Annotated in this window: 12 protein-coding genes and 1 tRNA gene; 6 read left to right on the forward strand and 7 right to left on the reverse strand. The window is 71.3% G+C overall.

Going from position 1 to position 14,805, the window contains the following annotated elements:
* Positions 1-245: 245 nt before the first annotated feature.
* Positions 246-1,487 (forward strand): hypothetical protein, encoded by a 1,242-nt coding sequence (locus tag Q4C85_RS09535; protein WP_303141585.1) that lies wholly within the window; start codon positions 246-248, stop codon positions 1,485-1,487.
* Between the two features lie 68 nt (positions 1,488-1,555).
* On the opposite strand, the gene Q4C85_RS09540 is transcribed toward Q4C85_RS09535, so the two are convergent.
* The 4 genes from Q4C85_RS09540 to Q4C85_RS09555 form a co-directional block, all read right to left on the reverse strand.
* The gene (locus tag Q4C85_RS09540) at positions 1,556-1,975 is read right to left on the reverse strand and encodes an ABC transporter permease (RefSeq protein ID WP_303141586.1); all 420 of its coding nucleotides are present in this window, start codon (positions 1,973-1,975) and stop codon (positions 1,556-1,558) included.
* Positions 1,976-2,060: 85 nt separating this feature from the next.
* Positions 2,061-2,783, reverse strand: a complete 723-nt coding sequence (locus Q4C85_RS09545; protein ID WP_303141587.1) for an AAA family ATPase — start codon at positions 2,781-2,783, stop codon at positions 2,061-2,063.
* 266 nt (positions 2,784-3,049) lie between these two features.
* Complete coding sequence (locus Q4C85_RS09550; protein WP_303141588.1) at positions 3,050-4,423, reverse strand: DUF4032 domain-containing protein; 1,374 nt, start codon at positions 4,421-4,423, stop codon at positions 3,050-3,052.
* A 105-nt stretch (positions 4,424-4,528) separates the two neighbouring features.
* Positions 4,529-5,656, reverse strand: coding sequence for an ABC transporter ATP-binding protein (locus tag Q4C85_RS09555; RefSeq protein ID WP_303141590.1), 1,128 nt, complete (start codon positions 5,654-5,656; stop codon positions 4,529-4,531).
* Between the two features lie 271 nt (positions 5,657-5,927).
* Here Q4C85_RS09555 and Q4C85_RS09560 point away from each other — a divergent pair, with 271 nt between their 5' ends.
* From Q4C85_RS09560 to Q4C85_RS09570, 3 genes are all read left to right on the forward strand, one after another.
* Positions 5,928-8,165: a serine/threonine-protein kinase gene (locus Q4C85_RS09560; protein ID WP_303141592.1), complete on the forward strand. Its 2,238-nt coding sequence runs from the start codon at positions 5,928-5,930 to the stop codon at positions 8,163-8,165.
* A gap of 304 nt (positions 8,166-8,469) precedes the next feature.
* Positions 8,470-9,297 (forward strand): thioredoxin domain-containing protein, encoded by an 828-nt coding sequence (locus tag Q4C85_RS09565; RefSeq protein ID WP_303141593.1) that lies wholly within the window; start codon positions 8,470-8,472, stop codon positions 9,295-9,297.
* A gap of 66 nt (positions 9,298-9,363) precedes the next feature.
* Positions 9,364-9,439: transfer RNA gene (locus Q4C85_RS09570), tRNA-Thr, on the forward strand.
* A gap of 86 nt (positions 9,440-9,525) precedes the next feature.
* Here the strand turns inward: Q4C85_RS09570 and Q4C85_RS09575 are convergent.
* Positions 9,526-10,203 (reverse strand): uracil-DNA glycosylase, encoded by a 678-nt coding sequence (locus tag Q4C85_RS09575; protein WP_303141594.1) that lies wholly within the window; start codon positions 10,201-10,203, stop codon positions 9,526-9,528.
* 75 nt (positions 10,204-10,278) lie between these two features.
* Here Q4C85_RS09575 and Q4C85_RS09580 point away from each other — a divergent pair, with 75 nt between their 5' ends.
* Positions 10,279-10,896 carry a LytR C-terminal domain-containing protein gene (locus Q4C85_RS09580; protein ID WP_303141595.1) on the forward strand — a complete coding sequence of 206 codons (618 nt, stop codon included), beginning with the start codon at positions 10,279-10,281 and terminating at the stop codon, positions 10,894-10,896.
* Between the two features lie 269 nt (positions 10,897-11,165).
* The gene (gene groL / locus Q4C85_RS09585) at positions 11,166-12,785 is read left to right on the forward strand and encodes a chaperonin GroEL (RefSeq protein ID WP_303141596.1); all 1,620 of its coding nucleotides are present in this window, start codon (positions 11,166-11,168) and stop codon (positions 12,783-12,785) included.
* 239 nt (positions 12,786-13,024) lie between these two features.
* Here the strand turns inward: groL and Q4C85_RS09590 are convergent, their stop codons facing one another.
* Together Q4C85_RS09590 and Q4C85_RS09595 are read right to left on the reverse strand one after the other, a co-directional pair.
* Positions 13,025-13,342, reverse strand: coding sequence for a WXG100 family type VII secretion target (locus tag Q4C85_RS09590; RefSeq protein ID WP_303141597.1), 318 nt, complete (start codon positions 13,340-13,342; stop codon positions 13,025-13,027).
* A 141-nt stretch (positions 13,343-13,483) separates the two neighbouring features.
* Positions 13,484-14,743: a hypothetical protein gene (locus Q4C85_RS09595; RefSeq protein WP_303141598.1), complete on the reverse strand. Its 1,260-nt coding sequence runs from the start codon at positions 14,741-14,743 to the stop codon at positions 13,484-13,486.
* Between the last annotated feature and the right edge of the window lie 62 nt (positions 14,744-14,805).

The raw sequence follows: 14,805 nt of genomic DNA on the forward strand, positions 1-14,805 counted from the left end.
ACCAGCCACGAAACTACCCACAGCCGCTTGACACACCACATAGGGGCACCCCCCCGGGGCGGATTCGTGATCGGAAGGGGCCCGGCCCTCACTACACTGGTCCTGTTTCCGTACCCCGCCGGGTCCGGTCCTCTTTCACCGGGAGGCGCTGGGCCGAGCATCGGCGGTCCGGGGCGCCGACGCAGGTCGCTCACGTCCCGGTCCGCTGCTGACACAATAGGCGTAGCCCCTCCAAGGAGGTCACCATGACCCAGGACGTTTCTCAGCGGTGGAACCGCACCGACGGCGTTGTCATCGCCCCGGGCACCAGCCCGGAGACGACGGCCGCCGCCTTCGCCGCGCGCGGCGTCGTCGTGCGTCTCGAGTGGTTCCCGGCCACCTCGCACCTCATGGGCCTGACCCTCATGACCGACGTCGAGGGCAGGGTGGCGATCACCCCGCCGACGCGCGGCGGGGTCGTGGCCGGGCCGGAGGTCAGTGAGCTCGTCGAGTCGCTGGCTCGTGAACTGGGCGCGGATGTGGCCATCGGCCCGGCGACCTTCAATGCCCTGCCCGAGGACGCCGAGCTCCCCGAGGTCATGGCCGGCCCCTCCCGTGCCTCGCGCACCGTGGTCGTCTCGGCGATGAGCGCCTACATGGTGCCCCTCCAGGCCACCTTGCTCGAGCGCCCCCTGGCCGTGGTCACGCTGCCCGACGTCGACCGGCGGGTCATCATGTACGGCGGCGAGGGGGTCGCCCTGGGGACCTTCGGCTGGGACGAGGAGTCCCTGCCCGCCCTCGTGCTGACCGTCGACGAGCGGGACATGGCGGTGCGGGCGGTCACCTCCACCGACTCCGAGGAGGACGCCGTCTTCTCCTGGGGCATGACCTCGCGCTACGTGTGGGGCGGGGTCGAGGAGCCCGGGCCGGCGCTGCGTTCCCTGGTCGACCAGCTCCTCACCCACTCCACCGACGCCTCGGTCATCGCCACCGCCGTGCCCGGGGCCGACCCGGAGGCCGTGACCGCGGCCGTCTCGGTCCCCGGCATCGAGGGTGTCGGCGCCCTCGTCGAGGCCCTCGGCCTGCCGGCCTGGGTAACCTCGGTGCTCGCCGGCCAGCTCGCCCCGGTCGAGGCCCCCGGTGCGGTGGTCCATGAGCCTCGCGGCCTGTCCAACGCCGTGGGGCGCTCGGTGGGCCTCATGCTCCAGGACCCCTCGACCCCCGGGTCGGCCTTCTGGCACTCCTACGTGCGCACGGTCACCGAGACCCCGTGGGTCGTGCGCACGGGAGCCCTGCTCGAGGCCGGGCTCGGCGGGGCGCTTGTGGGTGCCGCCCTGCGCCGCCGCAGCCGCACCGGCGACCTGCCCGGTGGGGTGCTCGGCCTGGGCATCGTCCTGCTCGTCGACGCCGTGGCCGAGACCTCCCTGGCCTCGTGGACCCGGCACAAGGAGCTGCGCCGTCGCGCCGACGAGGAGATGGCCCTCGTCGCCGAGGAGCTCGGGGCCTGAGGCGGCAGGGTCAGGCGCCGGCGTCGGGGATCGAAGGGCCCAGCGGGGCGCACCTCTTGAGAAATCGTCTACTCGGTGCGGCGCCAGTTGCGCAGGCCGACCAGGGCTGCTGCCGCGCCCAGGGCCGGCATGAGGCCGATCTTCCAAACGACGTCGGACGGGAGGGGACGGATCGTGTACGCACAGACCAGGGCGTCGAACCAGATCTTGAGGGGGTTCCACTCCAGGAGGCTGCGCAGCCAGGCGGGCAGTGTGTCGAGCGGGCCCGCCGCCTCGGAGCCGAAGTAGAGCAGGAAGGACACCAGCGCCGTCACCGCCTGGATCGTGCGGGACCCGAAGGGCAGCATCCCCAGGAAGAAGCCCACGGCGCACAGGAAGGCGGTAAGGCTCAGGTTCAGGACGATGAAGGCCGGGCCCGCGCCCTCGCTCCGCAGCCCGTGAGCCACGCCCACCACCGTCACAATGATGCCCGATGCCAGCGTCATCATACGGGCTCCCTCAGGAGAAGCAGCGTCTCCTGGAGGGTCCACAAGCGCAGCATCCTCATGGGGGAGCCCGCCTTGGGAGTAGTCATCACGCCACCTCCTGGCGCGAGGTGTGCGAGCCGGATGACGCGAGGCCGGCCGCGGGTCGGGCGGTGTCGGCCACAGCGACGATCGCGAACACGTCCTCCAGACGAACCGGGCCATGGCGCACCTCCAGACCGCGGGTGCCGGGCAGGCGCTCGATGGCGCGGGCCAGGTCGTCCACCTGCGCGGCAGAGCCGACGACGACCAGGGACTCGCCGCTTCGACCCCACGGCCGCCCGGAAGCCCTGACCAGGGACGTGACCTCCGACGTCGGAGACATGACCCGCAGGCGCCGGTCCCCGTCCAGGGCGGCGAGCACCTGCTCCACGGAGCCGCGCAGACGGATCCGACCCTGGGCCATGACCAGCAGGTCGTCGCAGAATGCCTCCGCCTCCGCCATGTCATGAGTGGTGGCGAGCACTGCGCAGCCAGCGGCGCTCTGGGCGCGGATGACGTCCCAGACGGTGGCGCGGCCCTCGGGGTCGATGCCGCTGGTCGGCTCGTCGAGGACGAGCAGGCCGGAGGCGATGAGCGAGGCCGCGGTGACGCCCATGACCATGAAGACGTTCCGCTCCCCGGAGGTCGTGGGTCCCAGAGGGCTGGTTGACAGGTACCCGGGGTGGTCCTGCATCCACGAGTGGCGGTGGAAGACGGCAATGACCTGGCCGGGTGCGACGAACAGGTCGAGGTGAGTGTCGAAGACAGGCAGCAGCGATCTTGATCGCAACCCGCACCGGGCCGGCAGGTACGACGACGCGCACGGCCCCGGCTGCTGGTCGCTTGAGCTGGTAGCCGTTGACCGTGAGCCTGGTTCTTCCCAGGGACAGGGAGGGCACCGTGTGGTCGGCGATGACGTCGATGAAGCCGTGGGGGACCGCCTCGGCCCCAGGGATGACGAGGACCTCGCTGACGCCGGGGGGCGGCTCAGGTACGGGGTGAGTCGTCGTCTCACCTTCCACGGGCGGGGGACGAACGGGGGTGTCGACAGCCAGGCTACTCGCCCTTGAACTTCATGCCGGCGGTGAAGCCGTAGGGGTTGGCCTCGTAGTCGTTGGCCGTCTGCTCGTCGCGGGCGGCGAACTCGGCGTCGTCCTCGACGGGGGCCTCGTCGTCGTCGAAGATCGCCTCCATCTCCTGGGTGCTGCCCAGCGAGAGATATGCCTGCTCGTCCCAGTGCTGGGGCAGGACGATGTCGATGTAGTCCCGCACGGCCTCGGCGGTCGTCACGTCGCGCTGCTGCTGCTCGGACATGTACCAGCGGTGCTCGAGCACCTCGTGGAAGATCTCCGCCGGCTCGATCTTGCGGCGCAGCTCGAGGGGCACGGCCGCGATCGTGGGCTCGAAGACCTCTGCCAGCCACACGTGGGAGACCTGCTCGAGCGGCTGGTCCTGGCGGCCGGTCATGACCCGGAAGGCCTCGAGGTCGTTGAGCATGCGCTGGCCCTGCCGCTCGCGCACGTCGAGGCCGGTCAGGCGCAGGAGCTGACGGTGGTAGTGGCCGGCGTCGACCACCTTGGGCTGGATGACCATACGGGTGCCGGAGCCGTCGGCCATCGTTTTCATCATCAGCTCGCCGACGTCGAAGCCCAGCTCGTTGAGGCGCTCGATGCGCTGGCGCACGCGCCACCGCTCGCCGACGTCGAAGATCTCCTCGCCGGTGAGCACCTCCCACAGCTCGGTGTAGCGCTCGATGATGCGGTCGCCGACCTCGACGGTGTCGACGCTCGACTCCAGCAGGGCCCCGGCCTGGAGGTCCATCAGCTCGCCGATGATGTTGGTCCGGGCGACGTCGATGTCGTAGAGGCGCTTGCCCTCGGTCAGCCCCTCGGGGTAGAGCTCGCCCGTCTCGGCGTCGACCAGGTAGGCGGCGAAGGCGCCGGCGTCGCGACGGAAGAGGGTGTTGGACAAGGAGACGTCCCCCCAGTAGAAGCCCAGGAGGTGGAGGCGCACCAGCAGGACGGCGAGGGCGTCGATGAGGCGGGTGGCCGTCTCGGGGCGCATGTACTGGCTGAACAGGGCGCGGTAGGGCAGGGAGTAGGACAGGTGCTCGGTGACGAGCACCGAGTTGAGCGCCTCCCCGCTCAGGTCCGTGCGCCCGGTGACCACCGCCGTGGGGGTGACGCAGGGTGCGCCCAGGCGCACGAGGTCGCGCAGCAGCTCGTACTCCCGGTAGGCCACCGACTCCCCGATCTCCTTGACGGCGATGACCCGGTTGGAGAGGTTGACGAAGCGCACGATATGGCGCGACAGACCCCGTGGCAGTGCCGCCAGGACCTCGGCGGGCCATTGCTCGAGCGGGATCTCCCACGGGAGGTCGAGCAGCGCCGGGTCGATGGTGGCCGCGGTGATCTGCATGGGCTGGGGCATGGCTGCATTCTCTCAGGTCGGTACCCTCCTCGCTCAAGCAGCGCTCCCCAGGCGCGTCGGAGCCCCGCCCCCGAAGAGGGGCGGGGCTCCGCGGGTGTCTTGGCCTCAGACGGGCAGACGCTCGCCGGTGGACGCGGAGAAGATGTGCTCCTCACCGGGCTTGATCCGCACGTAGATCGTCTCGCCGGCCTCCGGCGCGGTGCGCGGGGGAACGCGGACGATGATCTGGCTGGAGTCCTCGCCGCTGCCGAGCTTGTCCTCCGAGCCCTCCGCACCCACGAGCTCGCCGTAGATGTAGGCGTCGGAGCCGAGCTCCTCGACGAAGGACAGGCGCACCGGGATCGAGTCCTCGGCCTCGGCCGACACGACCTCGAGCGACTCCGGCCTGAAGCCGATCGTCACCTTGCCGTTGTCCTCGGGCTTGATCGCGTCCAGGGTGGCCTGCGACAGGCGGATCCGGGCCGCACCGATGGTGGCGACATCGCCGTCGACGGTGAAGCGGCCCAGGTTCATCGCGGGAGATCCGATGAACCCGGCGACGAACTCATTGGCCGGGTGGTCGTACATCTCGCGCGGGGTGCCGACCTGCTGGAGCAGGCCGTCCTTGAGGACCGCGATGCGGTCGCCCATGGTCAGGGCCTCGGTCTGGTCGTGGGTGACGTAGACGGTGGTGACGCCCAGGGAGCGCTGGAGCGAGGCGATCTGCGTGCGGGTCTGCACGCGGAGCTTGGCGTCCAGGTTGGACAGGGGCTCGTCCATGAGGAAGACCTTCGGCTTGCGCACGATGGCGCGGCCCATCGCCACGCGCTGGCGTTGGCCACCGGAGAGTGCCTTGGGCTTGCGGTCGAGGTACTCGGTCAGGCCGAGGATCTTGGCCGCCTCCTTGACCCGCTTGTCGATCTCGTCCTTGGGGGTGCCCGCGATCTTGAGGGCGAAGCCCATGTTGTCGTGGACCGACATGTGGGGGTAGAGGGCGTAGTTCTGGAAGACCATCGCGATGTCGCGGTCCTTGGGCTGGACGTCGGTCACGTCGCGGTCGCCGATGAGGATGCGGCCGGAGTTGACGTCCTCCAGGCCCGCGAGCATCCGCAGGGAAGTGGACTTGCCGCAGCCCGAGGGGCCGACCAGGACGAGGAACTCGCCGTCGGCGATCTCCAGGTTGAGCGCATCGACGCTGGGGCGGTCGTTGCCCGGGTAGATGCGTGTGGCGTGATCAAAGGTCACAGTTGCCATGTGGATTCCCTTCACCGGCAGGTACGTGCCGGACGATCCGTGGTGAAAGGTGCCGATGCGTGTCCGCATTGACACGTGCTCCGGGCCGGGTGGCTGGTGCACGCTCATGCTGTCACACAACCTTGTGGCGCGATAGGGAGACTGAATAGTGATCTTGATCGTCACGTGTGAGTATGGTCACCTGAGGGCGGTCGGATCCCGTGGACGGGTTCTCGTGAGCAGGTGGCAGCCACCTCCGGGCGGGAGCGGGCGGGCCCGGTACTGTGGCGCCATGACCCAGAACCCTGGCGTGCGGGCGACCACGCCGACATCGCTCGCCGCGCTGCGCGCCGGTGCCGATGTCGGTGGCTACAGGCTGGTGCGGCGCCTGGGCGCCGGGGGCATGGGTGTGGTCTGGGAGGTGGCGGACGCCTCGGGCCACCACGTCGCCATGAAGATCCTCCACCCGCAGATCGCCGCCGACCCGATGGCCCGCAGGCGCCTGGACCGCGAGGCCTCCGTCCTGGCCCGCGTCAAGGACAGCCGGGTGGCGCGGATCTTGGACATCGAGACTGGCGACGGTGCTGACGGAACCGGGGTGACCTTCGTCATCACCGAGCTGATCGACGGTCCCACCCTCCAGTTCGAGGTCGATCACGAGGGCGCCTACGACCTGTCGACCGACATCAGGGACCTGGCCGACCTCGCTCACGGACTGGCCGACGCGCTGAGCGCCGTCCACGACGCCGGCGTCATCCACCGCGACCTCAAGCCCTCCAACGTCATGCTCGGGGCGCAGGGTCCGGTGCTCATCGACTTCGGCATCGCCCAGGTGGCCGACGACGTCCGGCTGACCCAGACGGGCCAGGTGACCGGCACGCCGGGCTTCATCCCCCCTGAGATGCTCGACGGGGACGAGCCGAGCCCCGCGGTGGACTGGTACGCCTGCGCCGGGGTGCTCCTGTTCGCCGTGACGGGTCGCGCCCCCTTCGGCTCGGGCCCGTGGCAGGCGGTTTTCCGCCGCGTCTACGCCGGCACCCCCGAGCTGGGGGACCTCGAGGAGGAGTGCCCGGCCCTGGCGCGCGCCTTCACCCGGGCGCTGGCCCCGGCTCAGGGCGAGCGCCTGGCCATGGCCGACCTGCTCAACGTGCTCGACGAGGTCGCCGAAGGCGGCAGCGGCGAGGCGGCGCTGTCCGAGGCCCTGGGCGAGGAGGACGAGGCGCAGAAGGACACCGGAACCTTCCACATGGGGTACGGCATCACGAGTGAGCCCCCCTCCGCGCCTCCGAACCCTGCCCCGCCCGGCGCCTACGGATACATCGCGACGGCCGCGACTTCCCGCTCCGCTGATGCCTCCGGGCCCTCGGGGGCCTCCGCCCCCTCGGCCGGCTCCTCGCCACCGCCGGTGACGGGCCCATCCTCCCCTGTCCCGCCCCGGCCGGGAGCCACCGCCTCGACTGGACCGACGCCGGGAGCCGCGGCCTCCGGCCAGATCCCCCCGTCCATCGCCCCGGGAAGTGTGTCCCCAGCCCGCCCGGCCCCCAGCACGGGCGCTGCGCCCGGAGCAGGGCCCGGAGCCGGGCGCGGTGCGCCGGCTGCCTTCCCACCGCAGTCGGCCGCCGCGCACCCCGCCGCGCAGCAGTCGGCCCCTCAGCGGCCAGTGGCTCAGCAGCCCCAGATGGCCCAGCGGCCGGCCGCACCGAGCCCCGTGCACCAGCCGCCCGCCGGGCTGCAGTGGCCCGCCACGGGTCCCGTAGCCCAGCCACAGGTGCCCCAGCGCCCACCCGCCCAGCAGCCGGCCTCCGTGCAGCCGGCCTCTGTGCACCCGCCCGCCGTGCAGCCCCAGGCCGCCCAGCAGGGCGGGGCACCGACCCTGGACACGGGTTCGGGGACGGCGCTGGCAGGCCGGGGGGCACTGCCCGAGTGGGCGACCGAACCTGCGAGGTCGACCGCAATCATCGGTGCCATCGGGCTGCTCCTCGTTGCGGTCTCCACCGTGTTCCCGACGTGGATGGTGATCCTGGCGACGGTGCTCGTTGTCGTTGTGGGGACGGTGGGACGCGCGGAGGACGCGCGGCGGTGGCGCCGCCTCCAGGCCGGCAGGGTCCAGCCCTCGGACAACTCCAGGATGTGGGCGGCGATGCCCTGGTACCTGCTGCGCTCGCTGGTCGGCTCCGCCTTCGCGGTACTCCCCGCCGTCGTGGCGGTCTCCGCGATGATCTACTTCTGGGCCGACGGCGTGTTCAGCGGGACCGGCTTCCTGGGCACCGCGATGTCGTCCATCGACGTCTACCACCGAGCAGGACTGTTCTGCGCCCTGCTCGTCCTCGTCTTCCTCCTCATCGTCTGGCTCGTCCCCTGGGGGGCGACGACGCGCCGCGGGGCGGCGCGCACCGTGCTAGCCGTGTTCGGCCCCGGTCAGGGGCGCACCATCGGGCTCGTCGGGATCCTCGCGGCGACGGCGGCGCTCCTGCTGCTGTTCGTCATGTCCGTCCTGCCCCCCGCCACGCTCCACCCCTTGTTCGCCTGAGGGGTCCGGCATCTGAGCCGCCCGGCACGCTCCGCGCCCGGGGCGCCGACCGCGCCCCGGGCGCGACTGCTCTACGCCGTCGGGCCCACCCTCATCCCCGAACCGACCGGCGGGGTGCGAGCCAGTGCGCACCGGTGGGTGCTCGGCCTCGACCGGGGTGAGTGAGACAGGACGCATACGACCGCCCGTTACATCGGGGCCCGGAGAAGGCAGAATGCCCTCTATCCGGGTTGTCGGGAGGGCGAGACGTCGAGCCGTCGAGCCGCGACCTGGTTCGTGATCAGTCGACCGGAGGAGAATCAGCGTGGCCCAGAACAGCTCCCGCCCCACGAAAGCTGAGCGCCGGGAGGCTGCCCGCGCCAGGGCCAAGGTCCTGCGCGAGGAGCAGGAGCGCCGTGAACGGCGCGCGAAGATCGCCCGCCGCAGCCTGCTGGGTGCCGGTGCGCTCGGGGTCGGGGGAGTGGCTGCCGCCCTCGTGCTGACCGACCGCGAGAACTCGGGCCAGGGAGGCACGATCGCATCGGGCAAGGCCGACACCGAGGGGGTGCCCAAGCCGGTCCTGTCTGACGGCTCGTGGACCTACGGGAAGACCATGGAGCTGGCCGCGATCAACAACGGCGCCGGCGTGCTGGAGGTCTACTTCGACTACTCGTGCCACTTCTGCGCCAGCTTCGAGACGCTGCACGCCCCCGAGATCGAGGAGCTCGTCAAGGCGGGCACGGTCACCCTGGTCCTGCACCCCTGCAAGGTCCTGGGGCAGACGTGGACCGACCAGGTCATGAACTCGATCGGCGTGGTCCTGGACACCGAGCCCGACAAGGCGCTCGCCTTCCACAACGCGGTTATGGGGCTGTTCACGACCATCTACGAGACCCAGGACACGTCGATGATGTCGGTGGCGAACATCGTGTCCACGGCGCAGGAGGCCGGCGTGGCCTCCGGGACCACCGATGCCTTCCAGGCGGCCATCGACGCCAACACCTACGGCCCCTGGACCGAGCTGGGAACGACGACCTTCCGGGAGGCGGGTTTCCAGGGAACGCCGACGGTCCTGTACGAGGGCACGCAGCTCGACCTGTCGACGATCGGCACGAGCAGCGGCCTGACGGACTACATCGAGGGACTCGGCTGAGCCGCACGAGCCCGGGGCCAGGCCTGCGAGCCAGGAACCCGGCCGGGGTGTAGGCTTCCCGTGCTCGCTGCGTTAGCTCAGTTGGTAGAGCAGCTGTCTTGTAAACAGCAGGTCGCCGGTTCGAGCCCGGCACGCAGCTCCACATCCGCCCCGTCCTCCGCATGCCTGTCGAACCGCGAGATCGGGACATATGTCCCGATCTCGGGGTGCCATTGGGGAGCAATCATCTCAGGGCAGGCGCCAGTCCACGGGCTGGGCGCCCATCTGCTCGAGCGCGGCGTTGGCGCGGGAGAAGGGCCGCGACCCGAAGAACCCTCGGGAGGCGCTCAGCGGCGAGGGGTGGGGTGAGGCGATCACCGGGGTGGAGCCGAGCATCGGGGTGAGCGACTGGGCGGGCCGTCCCCACAGGATCGCGACCAGAGGGGCCTGCCGCTCGACCAGCGCCTCAATGGCCCGCTGGGTCACGGTCTCCCACCCCCAGCCGCGGTGCGAACCGGCTGCTCCCGGAGTGACGGTCAGCACACGGTTGAGGAGCATGACCCCCTGGCGGCTCCACGACGTGAGGTCGCCGGTGGTGGGGCGGGGCACGCCGAGGTCGTTGACCATCTCGGTGTAGATGTTCTCCAGGCTGCGCGGCGGACGGACGCCGGGCTGGACGGAGAAGCTGAGGCCCATGGGGTGGCCCGGTGTCGGGTAGGGGTCCTGGCCCACGATGAGGACCTTGACCTCCTCGAGGGGGTAGGTGAATGCCCGCAGCACGTCACTGCCGGCAGGCAGGTAGCCCCGTCCCTGCGCGACCTCCTCGCGCAGGCGCCTGCCGATCTCATGCACTGTCGGCTCGACCGGGGCCAGGGCCAGGGCCCAGGAGGGGTGGACGATCTCGGACAGGGGCTTGGGCTCGCTCACCCCGGCAGCCTACCGGCGACGGCGGGTCGGCCGCCTCCTGCGGACCTCATGGTCGTGGCCCGCTATCCTCGCGGTGTGAGGCACTACGACTATCCTGACGATGAGTTCGACGCCATCGACGACGACGGTCCCGTCCCTGTCGGGGCCCATCGCGCCCCGCTCCCGGCCTGGCGCAGCTGGGTCCCCCTGCTCGTTGTGCTGCTCATCGTGCCCGCCCTCGCATGGGGAGCCGTGACCCTCCTGGGGCGGAGCACCGGCGCGGCCACGAGCACGCAGACCGCGCCCGCCGTGCCCGCCGAGACGACGCCGGCCGCGCAGGCCACCGACTCGGCGGCCTCCGAGCCCTCGGCCGAGCCGTCTGCCGAGCCGACCCAGGAGGCCTCGGCTACCCCGAGCGGCAACGTCGACTACACGACCGGGGTCACGGTCCACAACGGCACCGTGACCAGCGGCCTGGCCTCCCGCACCGGTTCGAGGCTGGAGAACGCCGGGTTCACCGCCGTGACGGTCTCCCCGGGCAGCTACGAGGCGACGACGCCGACTGTCACGACCGTGTACTACGCCTCCGCCGAGCAGGCCGCCTCCGCCCACGCCGCCGCCCAGGCGCTGGGAATCAGCGAGGTCGTCGAGTCGGCGGACGAGGCGCAGTCCAACCCGATCGTCATCGTGCTGCGCGAGGACTTCGAGGAGTGATCCGGCTCCGGGTCCCGGGCAGATTCGCCGTCGGAGGATTCGTGGCACGAATGGGCCGGCGACGGCGCAGGCGTCTTGCACTCGCGGGTCGAGAGTGCCAGCATTGCGGTTAGCACTCGGAGCCCGCGAGTGACAGCGTCACTGCGGGGGCCGTGTGAACGACCCAGGCCGGAAGGTGAGGGCCGGCTCCAGCCGTGACGTGAACGGTTGGGGCCGACCCGTCCGTCGCGGGCTCCGACCGGCCGCCACCTCACACCAGAGGAGCATCAATGACCAAGATCATCGCCTTCGACGAGGAGGCCCGCCGCGGGATGGAGCGGGGTCTCAACACCCTGGCCGACACCGTCAAGGTCACCCTGGGCCCCAAGGGCCGCAATGTCGTCCTGGACAAGAAGTGGGGCGCCCCCACGATCACCAACGACGGCGTGACCATCGCCAAGGAGATCGAGCTCGAGGAGCCCTTCGAGAAGATCGGCGCCGAGCTCGTCAAGGAGGTCGCCAAGAAGACCGACGACGTCGCCGGTGACGGCACGACGACCGCCACCGTCCTGGCTCAGGCGCTCGTGCGCGAGGGCCTGCGCAACGTCGCCGCCGGCGCCAACCCGATCGCCGTGCGCCGCGGCATCGACAAGGCCGTCGCCGTCATCGTCGAGCGCCTGCTCGCCGACTCCAAGGAGGTCGAGACCCCCGAGGAGATCGCCGCGACCGCCTCCATCTCCGCCGCCGACGAGCAGATCGGCCAGCTCATCGCCGAGGCTCTCGAGAAGGTCGGCCACGAGGGCGTCGTGACCGTCGAGGAGTCCAACACCTTCGGCCTGGAGCTCGAGGTCACCGAGGGCATGCGCTTCGAGCGCGGCTTCATCTCGCCGTACTTCGTCACCGACCCCGACCGCCAGGAGGCCGTCCTGGAGGACACCTACGTCCTGCTGGTCGACACCAAGATCTCCAACGTCAAGGACCTGCTGCCGCTGCTGGAGAAGGTCATGCAGTCGGGCAAGCCGCTGACGATCATCGCCGAGGACGTCGAGGCCGAGGCCCTGGCTACCCTCGTCGTCAACCGCATCCGCGGCACCTTCAAGTCGGTGGCCGTCAAGGCCCCCGGCTTCGGCGACCGCCGCAAGGCGATGCTCCAGGACATGGCAATCCTGACCGGCGGCACCGTCATCTCCGAGACGGTCGGCCTCAAGCTGGAGAACGCCACCCTGGAGGACCTGGGCCAGGCCCGCAAGGTCGTCGTCACCAAGGACGAGACCACGATCGTCGAGGGCGCCGGGGACAGCGAGGCCATCGAGGCCCGCGTCTCCCAGATCCGCGGCGAGATCGAGACCTCCGACTCCGACTATGACCGCGAGAAGCTCGCCGAGCGCCTCGCCAAGCTCTCCGGCGGCGTGGCCGTCATCAAGTCCGGGGCGGCCACCGAGGTCGAGCTCAAGGAGCGCAAGCACCGCATCGAGGACGCCGTGCGCAACGCCAAGGCCGCTGTCGAGGAGGGCATCGTCGCCGGCGGTGGCGTGGCCCTCATCCAGGCCGCCGAGGCGCTGGACACCCTCGCTCTGGAGGGCGACGAGGCCACCGGCGCCGCGATCGTCAAGGTCGCCGTCGAGGCCCCGCTCAAGCAGATCGCCGTCAACGCCGGCTTCGAGGGCGGCGTCGTCGTCGACCGCGTGCGCAGCCTGCCCGTGGGCGAGGGCCTCAACGCCGCCTCGGGCGACTACGTCAACCTGCTGGCCGCCGGCATCGCCGACCCGGTCAAGGTGACCCGCTCCGCGCTGCAGAACGCCGCCTCGATCGCCGGCCTGTTCCTGACCACCGAGGCGGTCGTGGCCGACAAGCCCGAGCCCCCGGCCGCTCCGGCCGGCGGTGGCGACGACATGGGTGGCATGTACTGAGCCCGTGCCACACGCGCTGAGAGACGGTCGGGCGCCCCGCGTGAGCGGGAGCCGGGCGCTCCCGCCTGAGCGGCCCCGCACCGGGGCCGTGACGGCTCGGGACTGAGACCGTCTCCGGCCCGCGCCGCGAGGCCTACGAGGGCGGGCCGTGCCCCTGGGATCTCCCAGGAGCACGGCCCGCCCTTCGCGTGCTTGGCAGGCGGGGAGCTCGGGCCGGCGGGGAGCTCTGGGGCACAGGCTCAGGCGTAGGGGGCGGCTGCGCGTCCCGGGCCGCCGAAGCGCCCGGTGTTGGCGGTCTCGGCGTCGTCGTAGGACACGGCGGCCTGGTCCAGGGCCAGCGAGATCGAGTCGAGGCTCGACTGGACCTGGAGTGCGGTCACGTGCCAGTCGGCGGCGCAGGTGGCCATGGAGTCCGAGGCTCCTCCCGTCCAGGAGGACTGGAGGATTGAGATGTCGCCGCGCATCCCATCGACCTCGGTCTGGATGGTGGCGATACGGGTGCGGGCGCGTGAGGCGGTGTCGGCGACCGCCTGGGTGTCGACGGCGAAGACGGGCATGTCGAGGACCTTCCGTGAGGAGTGCGACGGCGCCGCGGCCGCGGCGCTCTTCCACGGTAGGAATGGTGTCGGCGCCCACGCACCCGGCCCGGTTGAGGTCTGTGGACGTGCCCTGCACGAACCGTGCCTGTGGATAACCTCCTACTGGCCGGCGCCGTCGTCGATGATCTCCTCGGTGATGGGGGGCAGCTCTCCGGTGCGGGCCTCGCGCAGGACCTTGGCCTCCTCGGTCTTCTCCCGCAGCTTCTGGGCGAGCCGGAGGCGGGCGGCCTCGACCTGCCGGGCACGGGCGGCGGCGGAGTCCCCGGTCTCCCCGGCGTCGGGGCGGCGTGACAGGAGGCGGTCGAGGTCCTCGGCGCAGGACTCCATCGAGGGTGCGTGGGAGTGTCGGGACTCCGTGGCCCGGGGCTCCTCGCGCGGCGGTTCCTGGCGCTGGGCGCCCGCGGGCTGGGAGGAGGGGCGCACGACCCGCTGGCCGCCGGCGGGTGTCGCCGGGGAGGAGGGGAGGGCGCCCTCGCGAGCAGCGCGCCGGCCGGAGGCGCGGCGCGCGGCCGGCGGGATGATCTCCTCGGGGGCGTCGGCGCACTCCAGGCCGCCCAGGGCCGGGCTCGGTGCCGGGCCGGGCACCGCGGGAGGTATGGCGGGAGGAGCGGCGCCCGGCTTCTCCTCGGCGCCGGCTGTGGTGTGCAGCTCTTCGGGCTCCTCGTCGGCGGGGAGCCGGGCCATCTCGTCCTCGAGCTTGCGCTTCTCGGCCTCGAGGTTCTCACGCGCCGGCAGCTCCCACCGCGCCCCGAGGGGGGAGGAGAAGAGCGTCTCGCGCTGCAGGAGCCGGCTGATGATGGCCAGCCGCCCGCGCAGGTAGTGGGCGGTGGGGATATGGGCGTACTCCTCGCGCACGAGCGCGCGGTACTTCTTGTACTGCTGGGGGTCGACGGCCAGGGTGCCGAGGTCGGCGTCGCACAGGGCGGAGGCGTCGATGTCGGTGCTGGGCAGGTCGCGTCGCTTGAGGTTGACGATCAGGGCGCCGATGCGCTCGACCGTCGGCTCCGGCAGGCCGAGGGCGGCCAGGTCCTGTGCGGCGTAGGCGGCGGAGGCGATCTCGTCCTCGCCGCCGTTGCGCCGGTAGGCGCGCTCCCTGGCCGAGGAGAAGACACAGCCGTGGTACCACGTCGCCAAACGCATGACCTCGGGGTTGTGGGACTCGTCCTGGAGCTCGTCGACGCGCGCGAGCATGTCGATGACGTGGCGCAGGTTGTGGAACCTGCGGTCCGGGGTGCTCCACATCTCGATGAGCCCCTCCCCGGCCGCACGGATCTGCTCCACCGGCGCGTGCGAGCCCAGGGCCTTGACTGAGCGGACATAGGCGGGGAGCAGCCACTGCGGCGCGTCGATCACGCCCATTGGAGTGCCTTCCAGGATCGGATTCAGAATGCGCATCATCGTAGTCCCGATCCGTCGGAGGT

It is taken from the genome of Actinomyces sp. (assembly GCF_030524025.1).
Taxonomy (GTDB): domain Bacteria; phylum Actinomycetota; class Actinomycetes; order Actinomycetales; family Actinomycetaceae; genus Actinomyces.

Coding starts and splice junctions, on each gene's coding strand:
- Q4C85_RS09535 (WP_303141585.1), top strand. CDS start 246: ATGACCCAGGACGTTTCTCAGCGGTGGAACCGCACCGACGGCGTTGTC.
- Q4C85_RS09540 (WP_303141586.1), bottom strand. CDS start 1,975: ATGATGACGCTGGCATCGGGCATCATTGTGACGGTGGTGGGCGTGGCT.
- Q4C85_RS09550 (WP_303141588.1), bottom strand. CDS start 4,423: ATGCCCCAGCCCATGCAGATCACCGCGGCCACCATCGACCCGGCGCTG.
- Q4C85_RS09555 (WP_303141590.1), bottom strand. CDS start 5,656: ATGGCAACTGTGACCTTTGATCACGCCACACGCATCTACCCGGGCAAC.
- Q4C85_RS09560 (WP_303141592.1), top strand. CDS start 5,928: ATGACCCAGAACCCTGGCGTGCGGGCGACCACGCCGACATCGCTCGCC.
- groL (WP_303141596.1), top strand. CDS start 11,166: ATGACCAAGATCATCGCCTTCGACGAGGAGGCCCGCCGCGGGATGGAG.
- Q4C85_RS09590 (WP_303141597.1), bottom strand. CDS start 13,342: ATGCCCGTCTTCGCCGTCGACACCCAGGCGGTCGCCGACACCGCCTCA.
- Q4C85_RS09595 (WP_303141598.1), bottom strand. CDS start 14,743: ATGGGCGTGATCGACGCGCCGCAGTGGCTGCTCCCCGCCTATGTCCGC.